The organism is Actinokineospora auranticolor (assembly GCF_041897805.1).
Taxonomy (GTDB): domain Bacteria; phylum Actinomycetota; class Actinomycetes; order Mycobacteriales; family Pseudonocardiaceae; genus Actinokineospora; species Actinokineospora auranticolor.
In genome coordinates this window covers 1,835,489-1,857,440 of sequence record NZ_CP154825.1, presented here as the reverse complement: position 1 = coordinate 1,857,440, position 21,952 = coordinate 1,835,489, and the positions used below count along the sequence as shown (strand labels likewise).

General features: G+C 72.2%; 17 protein-coding genes. 9 read left to right on the top strand and 8 right to left on the bottom strand.

All coding sequences use genetic code 11. The features are described 5' to 3' along the window. Positions 1-29 precede the first annotated feature (29 nt). Positions 30-596, bottom strand: coding sequence for a 16S rRNA (guanine(966)-N(2))-methyltransferase RsmD (gene rsmD, locus V5P93_RS08790; protein WP_104482023.1), 567 nt, complete (start codon positions 594-596; stop codon positions 30-32). Positions 597-764: 168 nt separating this feature from the next. On the opposite strand from rsmD, the gene V5P93_RS08785 reads away from it, so the two are divergent. Next, positions 765-2,861 (top strand): ATP-binding domain-containing protein, encoded by a 2,097-nt coding sequence (locus V5P93_RS08785; protein WP_104482022.1) that lies wholly within the window; start codon positions 765-767, stop codon positions 2,859-2,861. Between the two features lie 499 nt (positions 2,862-3,360). Here the strand turns inward: V5P93_RS08785 and V5P93_RS08780 are convergent, their stop codons facing one another. The 4 genes from V5P93_RS08780 to lepB all read right to left on the bottom strand — a co-directional run bounded on the left by V5P93_RS08780 (position 3,361) and on the right by lepB (position 10,154). Then, positions 3,361-6,735, bottom strand: coding sequence for a pyruvate carboxylase (locus V5P93_RS08780; protein WP_104482021.1), 3,375 nt, complete (start codon positions 6,733-6,735; stop codon positions 3,361-3,363). A 199-nt stretch (positions 6,736-6,934) separates the two neighbouring features. After that, a complete protein-coding gene (locus V5P93_RS08775) occupies positions 6,935-8,086 on the bottom strand; it encodes a discoidin domain-containing protein (RefSeq protein WP_146108271.1) in 1,152 nt (383 codons plus the stop codon). 313 nt (positions 8,087-8,399) lie between these two features. Further along, the gene (locus V5P93_RS08770) at positions 8,400-9,554 is read right to left on the bottom strand and encodes a S8 family peptidase (RefSeq protein ID WP_104482019.1); all 1,155 of its coding nucleotides are present in this window, start codon (positions 9,552-9,554) and stop codon (positions 8,400-8,402) included. Between the two features lie 63 nt (positions 9,555-9,617). Further along, a complete protein-coding gene (lepB, locus tag V5P93_RS08765; protein WP_181043775.1) occupies positions 9,618-10,154 on the bottom strand; it encodes a signal peptidase I in 537 nt (178 codons plus the stop codon). A gap of 274 nt (positions 10,155-10,428) precedes the next feature. Between lepB and V5P93_RS08760 the strand changes: the two genes are divergently transcribed. From V5P93_RS08760 to V5P93_RS08740, 5 genes are all read left to right on the top strand, one after another. Then, positions 10,429-11,145, top strand: coding sequence for a DUF6230 family protein (locus tag V5P93_RS08760; protein WP_104482017.1), 717 nt, complete (start codon positions 10,429-10,431; stop codon positions 11,143-11,145). 2 nt (positions 11,146-11,147) lie between these two features. Continuing rightward, entirely contained in the window at positions 11,148-11,576 is a 429-nt protein-coding gene (locus V5P93_RS08755) for a DUF6114 domain-containing protein (protein ID WP_104482070.1), read from the top strand. Then, positions 11,573-12,190, top strand: a complete 618-nt coding sequence (locus V5P93_RS08750; protein ID WP_104482016.1) for a hypothetical protein — start codon at positions 11,573-11,575, stop codon at positions 12,188-12,190. The genes V5P93_RS08755 and V5P93_RS08750 overlap by 4 nt, the downstream gene beginning before the upstream one ends. Beyond that, positions 12,187-12,918 (top strand): DUF6230 family protein, encoded by a 732-nt coding sequence (locus V5P93_RS08745; protein ID WP_104482015.1) that lies wholly within the window; start codon positions 12,187-12,189, stop codon positions 12,916-12,918. The genes V5P93_RS08750 and V5P93_RS08745 overlap by 4 nt, the downstream gene beginning before the upstream one ends. A 71-nt stretch (positions 12,919-12,989) precedes the next feature. Next, positions 12,990-14,540, top strand: a complete 1,551-nt coding sequence (locus tag V5P93_RS08740; protein WP_104482014.1) for a hypothetical protein — start codon at positions 12,990-12,992, stop codon at positions 14,538-14,540. Between the two features lie 1,288 nt (positions 14,541-15,828). Here the strand turns inward: V5P93_RS08740 and rpmB are convergent. Further along, positions 15,829-16,020, bottom strand: a complete 192-nt coding sequence (gene rpmB, locus V5P93_RS08735; protein ID WP_018682090.1) for a 50S ribosomal protein L28 — start codon at positions 16,018-16,020, stop codon at positions 15,829-15,831. Positions 16,021-16,205: 185 nt separating this feature from the next. On the opposite strand from rpmB, the gene V5P93_RS08730 reads away from it, so the two are divergent. Continuing rightward, the gene (locus V5P93_RS08730) at positions 16,206-17,807 is read left to right on the top strand and encodes a DAK2 domain-containing protein (RefSeq protein WP_104482013.1); all 1,602 of its coding nucleotides are present in this window, start codon (positions 16,206-16,208) and stop codon (positions 17,805-17,807) included. A gap of 66 nt (positions 17,808-17,873) precedes the next feature. Beyond that, positions 17,874-20,051, top strand: coding sequence for an ATP-dependent DNA helicase RecG (gene recG, locus V5P93_RS08725; RefSeq protein ID WP_104482012.1), 2,178 nt, complete (start codon positions 17,874-17,876; stop codon positions 20,049-20,051). Positions 20,052-20,063: 12 nt separating this feature from the next. Here recG and V5P93_RS08720 read toward each other — a convergent pair whose 3' ends face one another. Both V5P93_RS08720 and V5P93_RS08715 read right to left on the bottom strand, forming a co-directional pair. After that, positions 20,064-20,621, bottom strand: a complete 558-nt coding sequence (locus tag V5P93_RS08720; protein WP_104482011.1) for a DUF3515 domain-containing protein — start codon at positions 20,619-20,621, stop codon at positions 20,064-20,066. A gap of 19 nt (positions 20,622-20,640) precedes the next feature. Further along, positions 20,641-20,874 (bottom strand): Lrp/AsnC ligand binding domain-containing protein, encoded by a 234-nt coding sequence (locus tag V5P93_RS08715; protein WP_018682094.1) that lies wholly within the window; start codon positions 20,872-20,874, stop codon positions 20,641-20,643. 108 nt (positions 20,875-20,982) lie between these two features. On the opposite strand from V5P93_RS08715, the gene V5P93_RS08710 reads away from it, so the two are divergent. Further along, positions 20,983-21,948: a thiamine-phosphate kinase gene (locus V5P93_RS08710; protein WP_104482010.1), complete on the top strand. Its 966-nt coding sequence runs from the start codon at positions 20,983-20,985 to the stop codon at positions 21,946-21,948. Positions 21,949-21,952 lie beyond the last annotated feature (4 nt).

The window sequence follows — 21,952 nt, the reverse complement described above, 5'->3', positions numbered from 1 at the left end:
TCCCCGACGGTAGCAGTCCGCCGGGGCGCTCAACTGTGACGTTGACCGGCGAAAGCGGCCCAGTGCAGGGTGGTCTCGCCGTAGCGGCGGCTGCGGTCGGGCACGAGCGCGGACGGCCACCGAGGATCACCCGACCGAGTGGACCGCTCCACCACGACAGTGGCATCCGGGGCGAGCCAGCCCGCCGCCAACTCGGTCAGCACGGCGGCCAGCTCGTCGTCGTCCACCGCGTACGGCGGATCCGCGAACACCAGGTCGTACGGCGTGCGGTTCGCCGCCGCCAGCATCCGGTCGACGCGGGACGCGCGAATGTCCACCCCGGGCAGTGCGACGGTCGCGGCGTTGCGGCGCAGCACCGAGACCGCGGTCCGGTCCGCCTCCACCAGCGTCGCCAGCGCCGCGCCGCGCGAGAGCGCCTCGAAGCCGAGCGCGCCGGAGCCCGCGTACAGGTCCAGCACCCGGGCACCGCCGAGCACCCCATCGGCGTCCAGGGCGCTGAACAGGGCCTCGCGCACGCGGTCGGCGGTGGGCCGGGTGCCCTTGGGCGGCACGGCCAGCCTGCGCCCGCCCGCCGCGCCCGCCACGATCCTGGTCATCACGCCATGGTGCCGGACGCGCCGCGTGGGACCACCGGGGGTCGGGTGGGTGACGCAGATCGCTGTGGCACGGGTGAGGCAGAGCACATCCACCACGCGGCTGATTCACCGCACGGGTAAAGCGCGTAATCTCGCTCTTCCGTCAGAACGAAACTGTGGGAGCGCTGCGTGTCGGAAACCTCTGTGAGAGAGGCCGAGATCGCGGTCGAGCAGAAGCACGTCGACATGGTCTACGCGCGTGTCGCCGAGATGCGCGACGAGGCGCGGGCCATGCGCACGCGGGGCGACGAACTCGCCCACGGCGCGCGCAACGAGGCCGTGTTCGAGCAGGCCGCGATGCTCTTCGAGCGCGACGTGATGGTCCGCCACGCCAACCAGATCCTGCGCAGCCTCGACGCCGAGCACGAGGGCCTGGTGTTCGGGCGGCTCGACACCACCGAGGGCGAGACGATGTACGTCGGGCGCCTCGGGGTGCGCGACAGCGAGTTCGAGAACCTGGTCACCGACTGGCGCGCGCCCGCCGCGGCGCCGTTCTACCAGGCCACCGCCGAGATGCCGATGGCCGTCATCCGCCGTCGGGTCATCCGCTCGACCGGACAGTCCGTGGTCGACATCGACGACGACCTGCTGATGCCGGAGAGCAGGCAGGACTCGATGCCGGTGGTCGGCGAGGGCGCGCTGATGGCGAGCCTGACCCGCGCCCGCGGCGAGAACATGCGCGACATCGTGGCCACCATCCAGAAGGAGCAGGACGAGGCGATCCGGGCGCCGTGGCGCGGCGTCACCGAGATCACCGGCGGTCCGGGCACCGGCAAGACGGCCGTGGCGCTGCACCGCGTGGCGTACCTGCTCTACCGCGACCGCAAGCGCATGGGCGGCTCGGGCGTGCTGGTGATCGGCCCCTCCCCCGCGTTCACCTCGTACATCTCGCGGGTGCTGCCGTCGATGGGCGAGGACACGGTCGAACTGCGCTCCCTCAGCGACGTGTTGGACGGTGTCGCCGCCACCCGCGTCGACCCGGCGCCGGTCGCGGCGGTCAAGGGTTCGCTGCGCATGCGGCGGGTGCTCAAGCGGGCGATCCGCGAGGCACCGGCCGACGCGCCGACCGAGCTGCGGATCATGTACCGGGGCGAGGTGCTCAAGCTGGACGCCCGCGAGCTGGCGAAGGTGCGCGCGGCCGTGCACAACGGCCGCCGCCCGCCGAACCAGTCCCGGGTGGACGCGGCCGAGGCGCTGCTGGACGCCCTGTGGCGCAAGGCGGACTCGTACGAGGACTTCCCGGTCAAGCGCGCGGAGCTGCTGACCGAGCTGGGCGAGCGCATCGACTTCCACCGGTTCGTGGTGGTGTGGTGGCAGCTGCTGTCCCCCGCCGAGGTCCTGCGCGGCCTGGCCGACCGCAGGCACCTGGCGCGCGCCGCGGGCCGGGTGCTGACGCGTTCCGAAGTGGACATGCTGGCGGACTCGTGGGCCGACCCGTCGGTGGGCTTCACCGCCGCCGACGTGGCGCTGCTCGACGAACTCCGGGTGCTGCTCGGCAAACCGCCGAAGCGCAGGCGCCGGGCGGAGCACGACCCGTTCGCCCCCGCGCCGACGGGCCGCCACCGCGAGCACTACGACGAGTACTCCCACATCGTGGTCGACGAGGCCCAGGACCTGTCCCCGATGCAGTGGCGCATGGTCGGGCGGCGCGGGAAGTACGCGAGCTGGACCGTGGTCGGCGACCCGGTGCAGTCGTCCTGGCCGGACCCCCCGGAGGCGGCCCAGGCCAGGGAGGCCGCGTTCGGCGGCCCGCGCACCCAGCACCGGCGGTTCGGGCTGCGCACGAACTACCGGAACTCGGCGGAGATCTTCGACCTGGCGGGCCGCGTGGTGCGGCACGTGGCCACCGAGGACCAGCTGCCGCACGCGGTGCGCAGCACGGGCGTCGAGCCGACCATCCACGTCGTCGACTTCGACGCCTTGACCGCCACGGCAGTCGATTCGGCGCGCGAACTGTTGGGCGTGGTGGACGGCACGGTCGGCATCATCACCGCGACGAGTCGGGTGGAACCGATGCGCTTGGCGGCGGATGCGGTGGGGAACTCCCGGATCCGGGTCGTGGACGGCCTGGAGTCGAAGGGCCTGGAGTACGACGCGGTGGTGTTGGTGGAGCCGGAGGAAATGGTGACGGAGTCCCTGACCGGCCCACGGACCCTCTACGTGGCACTGACCCGCGCGACCCAGCGCCTGACCGTCGTCACCAGCGACGCGAACTGGCCGGGCTGACCCCGACCGGCCACGTCATCGTTGGTCCCGCGCGGGGTTGATCTCTGGGTAGGTCACACCCCGCGCGCTTGACGGTCATGTCGGAATCCGAGTTTTCCGGCTGCCACCGGCGGTTCCGAGCAGAGACGGTCATGCCCGTGGACACCTCGCCACGGCGGAGCCGAGTGGTGGCCGAGGCGCCGAGCATGATCAACCCACGCCTCCGGCCCCCGGTACCCACTTCACCGGCGAGGGGTGACGGTTTCGGGGAATTGTCGATCAAGCCTGTGGACAAGTGAGCGGCAGGTGGCCCGCTCCCCGCGAACAGAAGGCGGGATTGCCGCCCGATGGAGCGAGGTTCGGCGAAGTTGTCCACAGGCACCCAACAGCGATTCGCCAGTTTTGTCAGTGGTCACCTCTAGCATTGGTTCCCGGGGGCCGGAGGGCATGCTCGCGCGCCCCCGCGAACGCGAAGGGCGGTTGGTGGCCCGCAGGCCGCCAACCGCCCTTGTCTTTCGCGCTAGCTCAGGACGACCAGCAGGTCGCCGCCTTCCACCTGCTGCACCTTGCTGATGGCGAGCCGGGCCACCGTGCCCGCCCTGGGGGCGGTGATGGCGGCCTCCATCTTCATGGCCTCGATCGTGGCCACCGTGGCGCCCGCCTCGACCTGGTCGCCCTCGGCCACCGCCAGCGTCACGACGCCCGCGAAGGGGGCCGCGATCTGGTTGGGGTTGTTGCGGTCCGCCTTCTCCGCCGCCGGGAGGTCCGAGGCGACCTTGCGGTCGCGGACCTGGATCGGCCGCAGCTGGCCGTTCAGCGTCGCCATGACGGTGCGCATGCCGCGCTCGTCCGCCTCCGCGATCGCCTCCAGCTCGATCAGCAGCGTCACGCCCCGGTCGAGGGAGACCGCGTACTCCTTGCCCTGCTGCAACCCGTAGAAGAAGTCCTTGCTGGCCAGGACGCTCGTGTCGCCGAACTGGTCGCGGTGGGCCAGGAACTCCTTCGTCGGCCCCGGGAACAGCAGCCGGTTCAGGGTGGCCCGGCGGTCGTTCGCCAGACCCGCGCGGTCGTCCTCGGTCAGTTCCGCGACGCCCTTGGGGGCCGCGCGGCCCTGCAAGGCCTTGGAGCGGAACGGTTCTGGCCACCCGCCCGCCGGGTCGCCGAGTTCGCCGTGCAGGAAACCGATGACCGAGTCGGGGATGTCGAAGCGGCGGGGGTCGGCTTCGAAGTCCTTCGGGTCGACGCCCGCGCCGACCAGGTGCAGGGCCAGGTCGCCGACGACCTTCGACGACGGCGTCACCTTCACCAGCCTGCCGAGCATCCGGTCGGCGGCGGCGTAGATGGTCTCGATCTCCTCGAACCGGTCGCCCAGGCCGAGGGCCACGGCCTGGGTGCGCAGGTTCGACAGCTGTCCACCCGGGATCTCGTGGTGGTACACGCGTCCCGTCGGCGACGGCAGGCCCGCCTCGAACGGCCGGTACACGCGCCGGACGATCTCCCAGTACGGCTCCAGGTCCGACACCGCCTGCAGCGACAGCCCGGTATCCCGGTCGCTGTGGTCGGTCGCCGCGACGATCGCCGACAGCGACGGCTGCGAGGTGGTGCCGGACATCGACGCCACCGCGCCGTCCACGGCGTCCACTCCGGACTGGATGGCCGCCAGGTACGTCGCCAGCTGGCCACCTGCGGTGTCGTGGGTGTGCAGGTGGACCGGGAGGTCGAACTCCTTGCGCAGCGCCGTGATCAGCCGAGCCGCGGCGGGCGGGCGCAGCAGGCCCGCCATGTCCTTGACCGCCAGCACGTGCGCGCCCGCGTTGACGATCTGCTCGGCCAGCTTCAGGTAGTAGTCCAACGTGTACAGCTGCTCGGCCGGGTCCGACAGGTCGGCCGTGTAGCAGAGCGCCACCTCCGCGATCGCCGAGCCGGTCTCCCGGACGGCCTCGATCGCCGGACGCATCTGCTCGACGTCGTTCAGGGCGTCGAAGATGCGGAAGATGTCGATGCCGGTGGCCGTGGCCTCGCGGACGAACGCGTCCGTCACCTCGGTCGGGTACGGCGTGTAGCCGACGGTGTTGCGGCCGCGCAGCAGCATCTGGAGGCAGATGTTCGGCACCGCCTCGCGCAGCGCCGCCAGCCGCTCCCACGGGTCCTCCGCGAGGAACCGCAGCGCCACGTCGTAGGTCGCGCCGCCCCAGCACTCCAGGGAGAACAGCTCCGGCGTCGACCGGGCCACGTGCGGGGCCACGGCGAGCAGGTCCTTGGTGCGCACCCGGGTCGCGAGCAGGGACTGGTGCGCGTCGCGGAACGTCGTGTCCGTGACGCCCACGCGCGGGTTCTCCCGCATCCAGCGGGCGAAGCCCGCCGGCCCCAGCTCGACGAGCTTCTGCTTGGTGCCCGCCGGGGGCGCCACCGACAGGTCGACGGCGGGCAGCTTCTCGCGCGGGTCGATGACCTTCGGGCGCTCGCCGTGCGGCTTGTTGACCGTGACGTCGGCCAGGTAGGTCAGCAGGCGGGTGCCGCGGTCGGCGGAGCTGCGGGCGGTGAGCAGGTGCGGTCGCTGCTCGATGAACGCCGTGGTGGCCCGGCCCGCGACGAAGTCCTCGTCGTCGAGCACGGCCTGCAGGAACGGGATGTTCGAGGCCACGCCGCGGATGCGGAACTCGGCGACCGCGCGCTTGGCCCGGCGCACCGCGGCGGCGAAGTCGCGGCCCCGGCAGGTGAGCTTGACCAGCATGGAGTCGAAGTGCGCGCTGACCTCCGCGCCCGCCGCGGTGCCGCCGTCGAGGCGGATGCCGCTGCCGCCCGGGGAGCGGTAGGCGGAGATCATGCCGGTGTCGGGGCGGAAGCCCTTGCTCGGGTCCTCGGTGGTGATCCGGCACTGGAGCGCGGCGCCGCGCAGGTAGATGTCGTCCTGGCCCAGGCCGAGGTCGGCCAGCGTCTCGCCGGAGGCGATGCGCAGCTGCGACTGCACCAGGTCGACGTCGGTGACCTCCTCGGTGACCGTGTGCTCGACCTGGATGCGCGGGTTCATCTCGATGAAGACGTGGTTGCCGCGGGTGTCGAGCAGGAACTCGACGGTGCCCGCGTTCTTGTAGCCGATGTGCCGGGCGAAGGCCACGGCGTCGGCGCAGATCTTGTCGCGCACCTCGACGGGCAGGTTCGGCGCGGGCGCGATCTCGATCACCTTCTGGTGCCGCCGCTGCAGCGAGCAGTCGCGCTCGTAGAGGTGGATCACGTTGCCCGCGCCGTCGGCGAGGATCTGCACCTCGATGTGCCGCGGGTCGAGCACGGCCTGCTCCAGGAACACCGTGGCGTCGCCGAAGGCCGACTCCGCCTCGCGCATCGCCGCCTCCAGCGACTCGCGCAGCGCCTTGGGCTCCTCGACCCGGCGCATGCCGCGCCCGCCACCACCGGCCACGGCCTTGACGAAGATCGGGAACCCGATCTCGTCGGCCGCCGCGAGCAGCGCGTCGACGTCCTTGGACGGCGCGGTGGAGCGCAGCACCGGGAGGCCGGCTTCCTTGGCCGCGGCGATCGCGCGGGCCTTGTTGCCGGTCAGTTCGAGGATGTCCGGGTCCGGGCCGACGAAGGTGATGCCCGCCTCGGCGCAGGCCCGGGACAGCTCCGGGTTCTCCGAGAGGAAGCCGTACCCGGGGTAGACCGCGTCGGCACCCGCCTTGCGGGCCGCCTTGATGATCTCCTCGACCGAGAGGTAGGCGCGCACGGGGTGCCCCGGCTCGCCGATCTCGTACGCCTCGTCGGCTTTCATCCGGTGCGGGGAGTTGCGATCCTCGTAGGGGAAGACCGCGACGGTCCCCGCCCCGAGTTCGTACCCGGCTCGGAACGCCCGGATGGCGATCTCGCCTCGGTTGGCGACGAGCACCTTTCGGAACATGCCCGGTTACCTCCTGCTACCTGGAGAAAGTCGGTCGCCGGAGTTTATCGTTCATGTCCCAGTTCGCGGGAACGCCGTCCCACGTGACAGACGCCATCCTGATCGATTCGCCATCGAGGTTTTACGGCGACAACGCGCCGCGACGCGAGATCTTCCCGCCGACCCAGGCTACCGCGAGACCGCCGAGATTAACGGACGTTCACTCGGCCGGACGCACCACGATCTCACGGACGTCGATCCCCGTCGAGTCGACCCCGCGCACCCCCGCCTGCCCCACCGGCAGCACCACCCGCACGCCGTCCGCGACGGCGCCGCGGGCCTCGACGTCGGTGTACTCGCCGCCGAGCCGCCCCACGGTGTGCCAGCCGCCCGCCTGGTCGCGCACCTCGACCTTGGCGCCCGCGGGCGTGTCCGGGCCAGCGAGCACCACGATCCGGTCGATCGCCTCGGCCGTGCCCAGCGGCACCTCGGCCGCCCGGCCGCGCAGGCCGGTCGTCGGGTCGCCGTCGGTGTAGACGTCGGCCGGGCCGGGGCGGACGGTGATCTCCCGCACGGCCAGCCAGTGCCGCTGGCCCGCGGTCGCGCGCAGCCGCAGGTAGCGCAGGTCGCGCGCGGCGCCGAAGTCCGCGGCGACGGTGGCGTGGCCGGTCAGCCGCCGCACGGTCGTCCAGGTGACGCCGTCGACCGAGCCCTCGAGCACGCCGGAGCGCAGCACGTCCAGCGGTCGCTGCGCGGTGCCCATGGCCACCGCGACCCGCTCGACCGGACGCACCCGACCGAGGTCGAGCACGTACTGCTGGCCGGTCGTGGGCGCGCCGTCGCTCCAGTAGAAGGTGCGGGTGTCGCCGTCGGCCATGCGCGCGGCCAGGTGGTCGGTGTAGGCGCCGGGCGCGGTCGGCACCGGGACCGGGCGGGCGAGGCCGAGCGCCTGGTCGGACGCGGCCAGCGCGGCGGTGACGAACTCGGCGTGCTCGGCGGGGACCCGGGCGCCGTCCAGGGACAGCCGCTCGCACCAGGCGCGGCGGTGGTCGCCGGTGGCGTGCGCGGCGAGCATCCGCACCGCGCGGCGGACGGGGTCGGCCGCGGTGCCCTGGGCGCGCAGCCGGGCGTCGACGATGGCGGCGGACTTGCGGATGGCGTCGCCGGTGGCGCCCGCGGAGTAGTCGGCCCAGAACCGGGCCACCGCGCCCGCCCCGCTGATCTCCCGCTCGACCCGGGTGCCCTTGGTCTGCGCGGTGGCGAACGGGTCGGGCCGGGTCGACGGCTGCGCGTGCGCCGCGGTCGGGGCGGCGGCCAGGGCCGCGGCGACCAAGGGCACGGCGACGCGTCGCCGTCTGCCACCTGAGGGCACGGTGGGTCCTCTCGTCGGGGCGGCGCGCGGGCGCGCCGGTCTCCCCGGTCGTCTCTTGCATGGGCCGCGCGCGCCCGGCTCCCTCTCGCGACCACCCCCGCCGGCGTCCTCGCGGCGTGGTGTGTCCGTCACTGTCGGCCCCCGGCCGAACGCGCACCGCCGCGATGCTGCCGGCCGGGGCACGAGCGCGCCAGGGGTCTCACCCGGACGGCCGCGCCGGGAGCGCGCCCAACCGACCGCTCGTGTCCACCGGCCCGGAAGTGCGTTTGCCGGGCCGGTGTCACACGGGTGTCGCAAACGTGTCGGTTGTGGATCAGTGGTGGAACGGTCCGGTGTAGAGGATCCGGTCGGCGGTGTCGGCCGGGAGCCCGCCGACCCCCGTGGAGGCGTGCCGCTTGAGCGCGTCCTGGACCTCTGCCGGGGTGCTGTCCGGGTGCCGGGCGAGGCGGAGCGCGACGGCGCCGGTGGTGTGCGCGGTGGCGGTGGAGGTGCCGCTGATGGTGTTGCCGGCGGTGTCGGAGGTGATCCACGGGCCGGTGATGCCGGAACCGGGCGCGTAGAGGTCGACCAGGGGGCCGAAGTTGGAGTTCGAGGTGGCGCGGTCGGAGCTGTCGATCGCGGCGGTGGTGATGGCCTCGGCGACGCGCGCCGGGGAGTTGCGGCTCGCCTGGCCCGCGGACGAGCCCGCGGCGACGGAGTAGACGACCCCGGCGGCGATGGAGCGGCGGACGGCGTCGTCGAGCGCTTGGTTCGGGGGGCCGCCGAGGCTCATGTTGACGACCGAGGGGCCGCTCGCGTGCGCGGTGATCCAGTCGATGCCCGCGATCACCGCCGCGTTGGAGCCCGAGCCGCTGTTGTTGAGCACCCGCACCGGGACGATGGTGACGCCCTTGGCCACGCCGTAGGTCTCGCCGCCCGCGATGCCCGCCATGAAGGTGCCGTGGCCGTTGCCGTCGTCCGGGTCGTCGTCGTTGTCGACGAAGTCGTGCCCGCCGCGCACCCGACCCCCGAAGTCGTGGTGCGATGCGCGCACGCCAGTGTCGATGACGTAGACGGTCACGTCGGAAGCGCGGGTGCGGTAGCGGTAGTGGTTGTCCAGCGGCAGCGCTCGCTGGTCGATGCGGTCGAGCCCCCAGGACGGCGGCTTCTCCTGGTCGCCGCCCCCGGTGGCGCGCACGGGGGTGTCGGCGACGACGTAGTCGACCGCCGGGTCGCCCGCGAGCGACCGGGCCTCGCGGGCGGAGAGGCGGGTGGAGAACCCGCGCAGGGCGGTGTTGTAGCGGTGGTCGACCTCGACGCCGTGGCGTTCGGCGACGGATTCCGTTGATGTGCCGTTGAGAACGACGATGTAGTCGCCCTCGACAGCCGACGCCACCGCGGAGAGCGGGAGGGCGACGGCGGTCGCGGTGAGGACCGCGACGAAACCGGTTCTGCGACGTCTGGAGCCTCCGAGCAGGGTGCGAGTCATTAGGAATTCGTTACTGTTCAATGGGTTGAGCGGCAAGGTTCACCAGTTGCCAGGCCCGCGCCCTCAGCCATCCAGCGGCCATGCGGTGGTCCAGACGACCCCGCGCACGAGGTCGCGGGCGGCCCAGCCGAAGGCGCGCGAGTCGTCGGAGGCGCCGGGGTTGTCGCCGAGCACGAACAGCTTGCCGTTGGGCACCAAGGCATCGGCGGACTCCTGCGCCGCTGCGCCATCGGGACCGCAGCAGGACACCGGTTTGCTCCCCCAGTCCCCCGCCGTCGGCACGATCCGCCACCGGGTCTCGCCGTCTGGCAGCAACCGCACGACCGGCCCCGGGTCGATGCGCACGCGGTCGCCCGCGACAGCGACGACGCGCTTGAGCACTAGCGGTCCGTCGGCGGCGAACCGGACGGCCACGACGTCGCTGCGGCGGACGTCGTCGGGGCCGCGGAACGGGTGCAGCAGGACGCGGTCCCCGTCGGCGAAGGCGGGGCGCATGCTGTCGCCGGACACGGGCACGGCGATGATCGCGGCCACCACCGCGGTCACGACCACCAGGGTGACCAGCACTCCGGCCACCGCCCCCAGCACACGCCAGCGCACGGGCGGGCACATTACCCGATGGTAGGTATTATCAAACCGTTATCAAGTGACCCACGGTGATATCGATCACCGTTCACGAAGCGTCCTGAATCGGCGCACACCTCGCTGACCATGGAGACCGCTCGCCACCTTTACCCGTCGACGTCACGCAAAGTAGCTGTTACGACGAAGTAACTGTGACTTCAGGTCACGCTCTAGGTCAAACGGCCCCTTGTCGCCGTCACCAGGGCTTTGTCATCGTGACCGCCCCGCAACGCCGACGTCAGGAGCGCCGATGCCCCGACTCCCGCAGCGCACGCCGCCTTGGGCGCGGCTCCGGAACTGGGCGGGCGAGGTCCGGGACGCGGCGGCCACCGGTCGGCGCGGGACCCGCTGGAGCCGCGCGTCCCTCGTCGCAGTGCCCGCGCTCGGCGTCGCAAGCGCGCTGGGCGTCGCCATGGCCCAGGGGGTGGTCGCGGCGAACTTCTTCGTCTCCGGCCAGCCGTTCACCCTGCGCTCGGACCAGGTCAACGGCAGTGGGTTCGCCGCGTTCCTGCACAGCAGGCAGCTGGCCGACGGTTCCGCCGCGGGCAAGGGCGAGGCGATGGCCCGCGCGGGCTTCCAGTCGGCCCGGCTCGACGGGCTGTGCGCGGTGATCCACCAGACGATCCTGGGCCTGCCGTACACGCTCGAGCTCAACGCCGGGTCGCCGGTCGACGGCAAGGCCGACGGCGGACCGGACGTCATCGACGCCTACAACCTCATCCTCGAGGCGAACGCCGTGCAGGGCGCGCAGAGCCAGTTCTCCGAGATGGTGCTGGGCAAAACCGCGCACCAGGTGCAGATGGGCGGCCAGCCGCTGGAGGGCGGCACCGTCGGCGCCTTCGGCCTGGAGGCGGGCGTGGTGCGGGTGACCGGGTTGCGCGCGGACGCGTTCACCGCCGAGATCAGCGGCAACATCACCCTGCCGAAGCTGGCGCTGGGCATCGTGCCCGGGACCGTGGAGTGCTGAAGATGGTGACCGTGACCGCCCGCGCGGTCGACGCGGCGAAGTCCTGCGCGGCCGCCCTGCGCTGGTTCACCGCCTTCCGCCGCACCCGGCCGTTCTGGGGCGGGCTGTGGATGGTGCTCGGCGGGTGGGCGGTCATGTCGCTGACGTTCGCGCCGATCGCGGTCGTGCTCACGGCGGGGTTCGCCGGGATCTCCGGGTACCTGCTCGGCGGCGGGCTGATCCTCTTCGGACTGTGCGCGTGGTTCGCCCCGCGCGGCAGGCACCTCGTCGGCTTCCTCGGCGTGCTGTTCGCGGTGGCCTCGCTGGTCGGGTCGAACCTGGGCGGGTTCCTGGTCGGCATGCTGCTCGGCGTGCTCGGCGGCGCGATGACCTTCGGCTGGGGCCCCAAGCGTCCCCGCGAATCCACTGTGGACTCCGAGGGCGCGGCGTGAGGGGCCGGGCACCGCTGGTGTTCGCGGCGATCTTCACGCTGCTGGTCGGCACCGCGGTCGTACCGGACCTGGACTACCTGAGCGCGGCGGCGCAGACCACGCGGCCGACCCCGGCGCCGCAGGTCGGGTTCCTGACCGCGCCGAAGGACAAACCGATGAAGGTGACCGCGCGGGCGGGCTACGCGGCGTCGATCCAGTACAAGGGCACCGAGACGATCGTCGACGCGAACGGCGTGTCCTTCCAAGCCGCGCACTACACCTTCCGCGCGCTCACCCTCGAAGACCTCACCATCGCCGACAGCAGTCGGGCCAACTACGCGCTCTCCCTGTCCTCCACCGGCACCACCCAACTCGGCGGCACCAACGCGGCCGGGCAGCAGATGCAGACCGACCTGTGGGCCACCAACCTCTACGCGTCCAGCCCGCTGCTGCTGTGCGCGCTCCCCGCCGCCTGGCTGCTCGACTTCGGCCTCGCACTCAGCGTGCACCTGTGCGACGTCCGCATGGACCTGTACGCCCTCAAGGCGTTCAACCCCACGCCGAGCAGCGGCCGCGACAACCCGGTGCGGCTGCCCGGGGCCACGCTCACGGTCACCAGCCGGGGCGGCTCATGACCGCGCGCAACCCCGAGCACGAAGCCACCGCCGACCATCCCGGACGGGACGCGCCCGGCCGGACCCACTGGCGCCGCGCCGCCGCGCTCGCGCTGCCCGCCTTGGTGCTGGCGGGTTTCCTGGGTACGCGTGTGGCCAGTGGTGCTGTCGCGGCGAACCTGGTCATCCAGGGCGGCACGCTGACGCTGTCCACCAGCGGTCTGTACGGCACCGACTTCGGACTGTCCGTCGGCGACGCGACGCGGCAGAACGCCGACGGCACCACGGCGGTGGTCCGCGTCGGCAGGCTCGGGTTCGCCGAGGGCAGGCTCAACGAACTGTGCCTTTCCTTCCAACAACAGGTGTTGGGCGCGTGGTTCACCGTCTACGTGACCGGAGGGGACGGCAACCGGTCCACCTGGGAGATCCGGACGGAGAACGTCGAACTGGACGCCGTCTCGGCCACTGGCGCGCTGGACATGGACGGTGTGGTCAAAATCGGTGTGCCGGGCGAGGACGTGACGACGATCAAGGACGCGGCGGGGAATTTCCTGCCGAATCCGCTTCGCGTTCCGGTAACCGAGCACCGGTTGGGCATCGACGCCGGTTTCGCGGAATTCCGCCAGGTGCGCGGTCAGATCGCGGTGATGTCCATCCCGCAACCGTTCAGCCTGCCCAACCTGGGACTGCGCATCGAGCCCGGGCGCGGCCAATGCGCGGCGCCCGCCGCGCCCGTCGGCAATCCGTGACGCCGTCCTGCCACGCGGAATTAACTACTCCGGCGGGTTCCCAGCGGAGGAGGTCATACTATTGTGGGGCAATGCCCTCTGGTGACGCCGAGTCCACCGACCGTCTTCCGCACTTCGACACCGTTCTCCGCGGGTACAACCCCCGCCAGGTCAACGAACGGGTCACCCGCCTCACCTACGACCTGCGCCACGCGACCAAGGGCCGCGACGACGCGCAGTCGAAGGTCGCCGAGCTGACCAAGTCGCTCGGCTCGCTCCAGCAGCAGCTGCTGGAGACCACGACCCGCCTCAACCGGATCAGCGCGAACCCCAACAGCACCGAGGGCATGACCGAACGGGTGCGGTTGATGATGCAGCTGGCGGAGGAGGAGATCGCCGAGTTCAAGCGGCAGGCCGACGAGTACGGCGCCTCGACGCGCGCCGAGGCGGAGAACTACGGGGCGGCCACCCGCAAGGAAGCGGACAGCTACTCCTCGGCCACGCGCACCGCGGCCGATGACTACGCCGCGCAGACCCGGCTCAACGCCGAGGCGTACGCGGGCAAGACGGCGAAGCAGGCCGACGACGCGGCCAACGGCGTGCGCGCCGAGGCGGACACGTACGCCAAGGACCTGCGCGCCAGGCACGACAAGATGATCGTGGACCTGGAGGAGCGCCGCAAGCAGCTGGAGGCGGACTACACCCGCAACCACGCCGAGCTCGACGCCGAGTACGAGACCATGCGCGCCACGCTCGCCGACGAGCACAAGCAGCTGATGGCGCAGGCCCGCGCGGAGATCGAGAAGCAGACCAAGGCCAACGAGGCCCGCATCGCCCAGCTCTACGACGACGCGTCGGCCCACCGCGACCAGCTCGACACCGAGGCACTCGCCGTCCGGGAGCGGCTGGACGAGGAGTCGGCCCAGGCGCGCGCCGCCGCCGAGGCGCGGGCGGACAAGGACATCGCGGACAAGCGCTCGGCCGCCGAGGCGGAGCTGACCCGGCGAACCGACGAGGTCGAGCAGACCCTCGCCGCGCGCACGGACGAGGTCGAGAAGAGCCTGGCCGAGCAGACGGCGGCGATCGAGGCCGCGCTGCTCGCGCAGACCGAGGAAACCGAACAGGCCCTCGCCAACCAGCGGGCCAGCGCCGAAGCCGACATCAAGACCCAGCGCGACTCGGCGGAAAAGGCCGCGGCGCGGTTGGTGGCCGACGCGGAGAAGCAGAAGGCCGACACCGAGAAGGCGCTCACCGAGGCCCGGGCCAAGGCGGACGCGGACATCAAGGTGTCGCGGGAAACGGCGGAGAAGGCGGCCGCGAAGCTGGTGGCGGACGCGGAGAAGCAGAAGGCCGACACCGAGAAGGCGCTGGCCGACGCCCGGTCCAAGGCGGACGCCGAAATCAAGGCGAAGCGCGAGACGGCGGAAAAGCACGCGGGCGAACTCGTCAGCGACGCGGAATCGAAGCTGGCGGACGCGACCGCCCGGCACGAGCAGGCCGATTCGTTCGAGCGGCGGGTGTCGGAGCAGGTCGCGAAGACGTTCGCGGTGCTGGAAGAGGCGAAGCAGCACTTTGTGGAGAGCATGGGAGCGGTGGCCGGCGCTTCCGGGCACTCGGGCAAGAACGGGACGCCTTCGCGGTAGGCGGTTTTAGGGAGGCGCCCCGGGTCATTGTGGCTCGGGGCGCTTTTCTTTGTGCTTCTTTGTGCTGGGTTGCTCGCAGGCGAGGTGGGCGGTACTCGGGGTGCTGTCTGGGGCGGCGGCGGTTGTCCACAGGCTCGCTGTTGATCTTCCGGTTCTGTCGGTCCTCTTCGCTAGGATGGATACTGGGGGCCGGAGGCATCGGTTTGACCATCGCTGGATCGCGGCGGCGGGTGGGGCGGCTGATCCGGGTGCCGCTGGGGTGTGCTTCCAGTTGTCCACAGGCTTGATCGTCTTCGCTCGGAACTGTCGGTCCTCACCGCTAGAATGGATATTGGGGGCCGGAGGCGCAATGCCACTAACTTACGGAGCATCGTTGCAGGTCAACGGCATCTTGAGGGTGCCGTGCGAGAGGCAGGCGGCACGTGCGACGACGCCCTGCGGCACACCATAGTTCCATGGCCCGCATTGGGGCATCGAGCGAACACGCAACCCACTGTCGCAAGTGGACTTGATCCGAGTGTTCCAGAGGTCGATCGCCAATCGCTTAGACCGATACTGGCCAGCGAAAACGCGCTAAGTTAGTGGCATTGGGCCGGAGGCGTACGTTGATCATCTTGTGGTCTGCGGGGTGCCGGTTGGGGTCGTGGCTGGGTTGATCGGTCCGGCTGTTCGCGGAAAAGATGTGGGGCCTCGATTGGGCGAACTTGCTTTGCGCGGGTCCCCTACGAGCCTGCGGTGGGGCGAGAAGCCGGGTGGGGTGGGCAAGCCCACCCCACCCGCGGGAAGCTTGGCAGACTCGTCCCCCCACGCAAAGCAAGTCCACCCAATCAAGGCGTGCGGCAGGGGCGCGTTGCGTTCTGTGGGGACTTGGGATCCTGCGGCGATTTCGAGGTGGGTCCGGGACAGCCGCGTTGCGTTCTGTGGGGACTTGGGATCTTGTAGCGGTTTCAAGGCCGGTCCAGAACAGCCACGTCGCGTTCAGCGGGGACTTGGGATTCTGCGGCGGTCGCGGGGTGGTTGGGAGAAAGCCGAGCGGCCGGGGCGAGGTGGTGGGAACACTTCGCGTTCGGGTGGGGCCCGAGTTCTGCGGCGGTTCTGGGGATGGTCGGGGGAGGAAAGCGAGAGGGGCGGAAGTGGGGTGAATTGTGTTGCGTGGGCGCGCGGTGTGGGATCAAACGGCGGGGTGGTGCGGGCAGGCAGGCGAAATGCCACCGGCCCGGTGCTCCCTTGCGAGGGAGCACCGGGCCGGTGGCTGAAGCTGTGGTGTTGAACCCGAACGGGGCTGGGGTCAGCCTCGGACGACCTTGCCCGCCTTGAGGCAGGAGGTGCAGACGTTCAGGCGCTTGCGCTGGGAGATGCCCAGGCGAGCGTGGACGGTCTGGATGTTCGGGTTCCACCGGCGGTTGGTGCGCCGGTTCGAGTGCGAGACCGACTTGCCGAAGCCTGGCCCCTTGCCACAGACGTCGCACACGGCAGCCACGTCAGACACTCCTTCGTCCTGGTGTGTTCGCCCGCTGGCACCCGCGAGGGGCACTTGGGGCAGCACGCACGTACAAGAGCCCGGGGCTGGCCCAGGCAGTCGACACAGGTTAACCGGTCCCACGTCCACGGTCCAAACCGGGGTGCGCCCGGGCTACCCTCGCGGGAAATCCGTGGAGGTGGAGTGTGCTCGAAGCCCTGGACGCGGCCGGTGTGCGGCGGTGGGTGGCCGCGTGCGTGCGGGGGCTGGACGCGCACCGGAAGGCGATCGACCGGATCAACGTCTTCCCCGTGGCCGACGGCGACACCGGCTCCAACCTCCTCACCACCCTCCGCGCCGCGCTGGACGCGCTGCTGAGGGCTCCCGCCGCCGACCGGGCCGACGCGGGTGGCGCGTTCGGCGTGGCCGCCAAGGGCGCGCTGGCCGGTGCGCGCGGCAACTCCGGTGTGATCGCCTCCCAGCTCCTGCGCGGGATGGCGGCGGCGGTGGCGGGGCACCCGACCCTGACCGGGCCGACGCTGCAGGCCGCGCTCGAACGCGGTGCCGCGCTGGCCGCCCAAGCTGTTTCTACGCCCGTAGACGGAACCATGGTCACCGTCCTCGCCGCCGCCGTGCCCGGACCCGGCACCCTCCACGAGGTCGCCGCGGCCGCCGCCCGCCAGGCCGCCGAGGCGCTCGACCGCACGCCCCGCCAGCTCCCCGCGCTCGCCGAGGCCGGGGTCGTCGACGCGGGCGGCCGGGGGGTCGTGGTCATCCTCGACGCGCTGGTCGACGTCGTCGCCGAGCGGGAACCCACCACGACCGCGCCCGCCGACGACACCCCCCGCCCCGCCGCGGTCACCGACCGCGAAGCCGGGTCGGACCTCTACGCCTACGAGGTCATGTACCTGCTGGCCGACTGCCCGGACCCGGCCGTGGACGACCTGCGCGGCAAGCTCGACCGGATCGGCGACTGCGTGTCGGTCGTCGGCGACGGCGAGGGCCTGTGGACCGTGCACGTGCACTGCGACGACATCGGCGCCGCCATCGAGGCGGGCATCGAGGCGGGCAGGCCGCACCGGATCCGGGTCGCGCGGTTCGCCGACGACACCTCCCCCGGCCGCTTCGCGCACGACCGGGCCGTGGTCGCCGCCGTGCGCGGGGACGAACTGGCCGAGCTGTTCCTCGCCGAGGGCGTCGCCGTCGTGCGGGTCGGGGTGACCGACCCGAGCCCGTACGACCTCCTCGAGGTGATCACCGGCACCGGCGCCGCGCAGGTCACCGTGCTCCCCGGCGACGCGGGCCTGATGGCGGTGGCCGACGAGGCCGCGATCCGGGCCGTGGCGGGCGGGCAGGACGTGGTGGTCGTGCCGTGCGCCTCCCCCGTGCAGGCGCTGGCCGCGATCGCGGTGCACGACCCGCGCAGGCGGACCGGCGACGACGTGGTGGCCATGGCCGAGGCGTCCGCGGCCACCCGGCGGGGCGCGGTCGTGGTCGCCGAGCAGGACGCGATCACCTGGATCGGCCCGTGCCGGGCGGCGGACGTGCTGGGCTTCGTGGACGGCGAGGTCGTGCTCATCGAACCGGGCCCGCCCGGGCCGGACGCCCTGGTCCGGGCCGCCACCGGGGTGGTCGCGCGGATGCTGGCCGCGGGTGGTGAGCTGGTCACGGCGCTGCTGGGCCGCGACGCGCCGGACGACCTCGGCGTCGAGCTGGCCGGGTTCCTGCGCCGCGAGCGCCCGGACGCCGACCTGGCCGTGCACCGCGGCGGGCAGGCGGACGCGGTGCTGGTGCTCGGCCTGGAGTGAGCCGGTGTCGGTGGGTACCGAAACAATCACCCTGGGAGAACCCGACGCGACTGGGAAGCGGGAGTGATGACAGCGCTGGGCGAGAAGCTGGACCGGGTCGTCGGCAAGAAGTCGGCGGACGCGTTGGCCGCCGCGTTCAACTTGGAGACCGCCGGTGACCTGCTGCGCCACTACCCGCGCCGGTACGCCGAGCGCGGGCAGCTCACCGACATCGCGGGGCTGGAGGTCGGCGAGCACGTCACGGTGATGGCCAAGGTCGTGTCGGTGAACAAGCGCCAGATGAAGACCAAGCGCGGCAGCCTGGTCGAGGTCTCGCTCACCGATGGCAAGCGGTCGCTGGACTGCGCGTTCTTCAACCAGCCCTGGCACATGGACAAGCTCAAGCCGGGCATCAGCGCGCTGTTCGCGGGCAAGGTCACCGCCTTCCGCAACAAGCTGCAGCTGGCCAACCCGGACTACCAGCTGCTCGACGGCGACGTCGGTGCGGACGGTTCCGAGCCGACCGCCGTGGAGGAGTTCGCGGGCGGGCTGATCCCGGTCTACCCGGCGTCGGCGAAGATCCAGTCCTGGCAGATCGCGCAGTGCGTGCAGCAGACCCTCGCGGTGCTCGACGCGATCGAGGACCCGTTCCCGGACGAGCTGCGCGACAAGCTCGGTCTGACCCCGTACGAGCAGGCCGTCCGCTCCATCCACCGCCCCGCCGAGTGGGCCGACCTGGAGACCGCCCGCGAACGCCTCAAGTGGGACGAGGCGCTGTCGGTGCAGCTGGCCCTGGCCCGGCGGCGCAGCACGGCGGGCGCGCGTCCCGCCCCGGCCTGCCCGCCCAAGTCGGGTGGCCTGCTCGACGCTTTCGACCAGCGGCTGCCCTTCACCCTGACGGCCGGTCAGGTCGAGGTCGGCGAGACGATCGCCACCGATCTGGCGGGCGAGCACCCGATGAACCGGCTGCTCCAAGGGGAAGTCGGCTCCGGCAAGACGATCGTGGCGCTGCGCGCGATGCTGCAGGCCATCGACGCGGGCAAGCAGGCCGCGCTGCTGGCCCCCACCGAGGTCCTGGCCGCGCAGCACGCCCGGTCCCTGCGCGACCTGCTCGGCGACCTCGGCCAGGGCGGCGAACTCGGCGCGGCCGAGAACTCGACCCGGGTCACCCTGCTCACCGGTTCGCTCAACGCGGCCCAGCGCAAGCAGGCGATGCTGGACGCGGCCAGCGGCGCGGCGGGGATCGTGGTGGGCACGCACGCGCTGATCCAGGACAAGGTGTCCTTCGCGGAGCTGGGGTTCGTGGTGGTCGACGAGCAACACCGCTTCGGTGTGGAGCAGCGCGACGCCCTGCGCGGGCGGGCGGGCGCGAACCAGTCCCCGCACGTGCTCGTCATGACCGCGACACCGATCCCCCGCACCGTCGCGATGACCGTCTACGGCGACCTGGAGACCTCGGCGCTGCGCGAGTTGCCCGCGGGCCGCTCCCCCATCGCCACGACGGTGGTCCCCGTCGCGGAGAAGCCCGCGTGGCTGGAGCGCGTGTGGCAGCGGCTGCGCGAGGAGATCTCGCAGGGGCACCAGGCGTACGTGGTGTGCCCGCGCATCGGCGACGAGGAGGACAGCCCGAACGGCGGCGCGGATGATCGTCGACCGCCGTTGGCGGTCCTCGACGTGGCGGCCGAGCTGGCGGCGGGACCGCTGGCCGGGCTGCGCGTCGGCGTGCTGCACGGCCGGATGCCGACCGACGACAAGGACGCGGTGATGCGGGCCTTCGCGGCGGCGGAGGTCGACGTGCTGGTGGCCACCACCGTGGTCGAGGTCGGCGTGAACGTCCCGAACGCCACGGGCATGGTCATCATGGACGCCGACCGCTTCGGCGTGAGCCAGCTGCACCAGTTGCGCGGCCGGGTGGGCCGTGGGTCGGCGCCGGGCGTGTGCCTCCTGGTCACCGAGATGCCCGGCGGCACCGCGACCCGCGACCGGCTGGACGCGGTCGCCTCCACGCTGGACGGCTTCGAACTGGCCCGGATGGACCTGGAGCTGCGCCGGGAGGGCGACATCCTCGGGGCGAGCCAGTCGGGCGCGAAATCCGGTCTGAAGATGCTGTCCCTGATCCGCGACGAGCAGATCATCGCCGACGCGCGGGGCGTCGCCCAGGCCCTGATCACCGATGACCCGGAGCTCACCGCGTTCCCGGGGCTGGCGGGCATGGTCCACCAGGTCGTGGCCGTCGACAAGGCGGAGTACCTGGAAAAGGCGTAGGCGGGGAACCGCCTACGGCCGCACCTCCTGGACGGCCAGCGACCGACCGACCACTTCGGACACTGTCTGCAGCGGCCCGGTGCCGACCCCGTTCGGCATCGTCAGCGCCACGTACACGCCCCGGTCGACGGCGAACCAGGTGGCCGAGACCTCGCCGTCCACCGGCAGCCACCGCACCCCGGACACGTCGCGCAGCGCCGACGTGGACGTCAGCTCCGGCGGCTTGCCCAGCCCGCAGCGCAGCACCACCGGGTCGCCGACCCGGTCGCCCCACACCATCGTCCCCACGGGCGCGGGCTCCGCGATCGGCAACCGCGCCAACGGCTTGTCCCCGTTCGGCAGCCGGTCGGGCAGCGCGGCGAGCAGCGCCCCGCACTGGGGCGCGCCCGCGTCCGGGGCGTCCACCGGGACCAGACCGACCGGCCCGTCGTGCACCCTGGGCGCGTCCGCGGCCGGTTCGTCCGGCAGGAACCGGCTGGCCACCACGACCCCGACGACCAGCAGCCCCGCCAGCACCGCGCCGGAGACGACGGCGGTGCGGGAGGGGCTGTGCTGGGTCTGCTCGGTCACGCGACCACTAGACCACGCGTCAGAGGTGCACCACCGGGCAGGTCAGCGTGCGGGTGATGCCCTCCACGTTCTGGATGCGGGCGACGACGAGCTGACCCAGCAGGTCCACGTTGTCCGCCTCGGCGCGGACGATCACGTCGTACGGACCTGTCACGTCCTCGGCTGTGGTGACGCCCGCTATGCCGGAGATCTCCGCGGCCACGGCCGCTGCCTTGCCGACCTCGGTCTGGATAAGGATGTATGCGTGGACCACGGCGCGCCCCTTCGCGGCTAGGAGTCCTCAACGGGTAGGAACGTGTCCAGCAACGTACCCCAGTTGCGTTTCGTTGGGGATTCCTAATGTCGGTGATCGGAGGAACCAGTGAGCCCGAACACGCCTGACGGCGCGGGAACCGTGGCCCAGGTGGGGGAGTTCGGCCTCATCGACCGGATCACCCGGGGCAGACCCCAACCGAGGACCACCCTGTTGGGGCCGGGCGACGACGCCGCGGTGGTGGCCGCGGCGGACGGGCGGGTGGTGGCCAGCACCGACGTGCTGGTCGAGGGGGTGCACTTCCGGCTCGACTGGTCCGGTCCCGAGCACGTGGGGCGCAAGGCGGTGGCGGTGAACCTGGCCGACGTGGCCGCCATGGGGGCGGTGCCGACGGCGGTGCTGGTCGGGCTCGCGTGTCCATCCGAGACGGCCGTGGCGGTGGTGGACCAGCTGACCGCGGGCATGTGGGCGGAGGCCACGCGGGCCCGGGTGGGGGTGGTCGGCGGGGACATGACCCAGGCACCGGCGCTTGTGATTTCGATCACCGCGCTGGGCGACCTGCAGGGGCGGGCGCCGGTCACCCGGTCCGGGGCGCTGCCCGGGGACGTGGTCGCGGTGGCCGGGAAGCTGGGGTGGAGCGCGGCCGGGCTCGCGGTGCTGGGGCGCGGGTTCCGGTCGCCGGTGAGCGTGGTCGGCGCGCACCGGGCGCCCGAGCCGCCGTACCCGGCGGGTCCGTTAGCCGCCGAGGCGGGCGCCACGGCGATGATCGACGTGTCCGACGGCCTGCTCGCCGACCTGGGGCACATCAGCGCGGCCTCCACTGTGGCCATCGACGTGCGCACCGACCTGATCGAGGTGCACCAGCGGCTCGTCGACGTGGCCTCCGCGCTCGGCGGCGACCCCCGGCACTGGGTGCTGACCGGCGGCGAGGACCACGCGCTGGCCGCGACCTTCCCGGACCCGCGCGGCATCCCGGACGGCTGGCGGGTGATCGGGACCGTCACGCACGGCACCGGCGTCACCGTGGACGGTGCCCCCTACACGGGGACCACCGGCTGGCAGCACTGGCGCTGAGCGA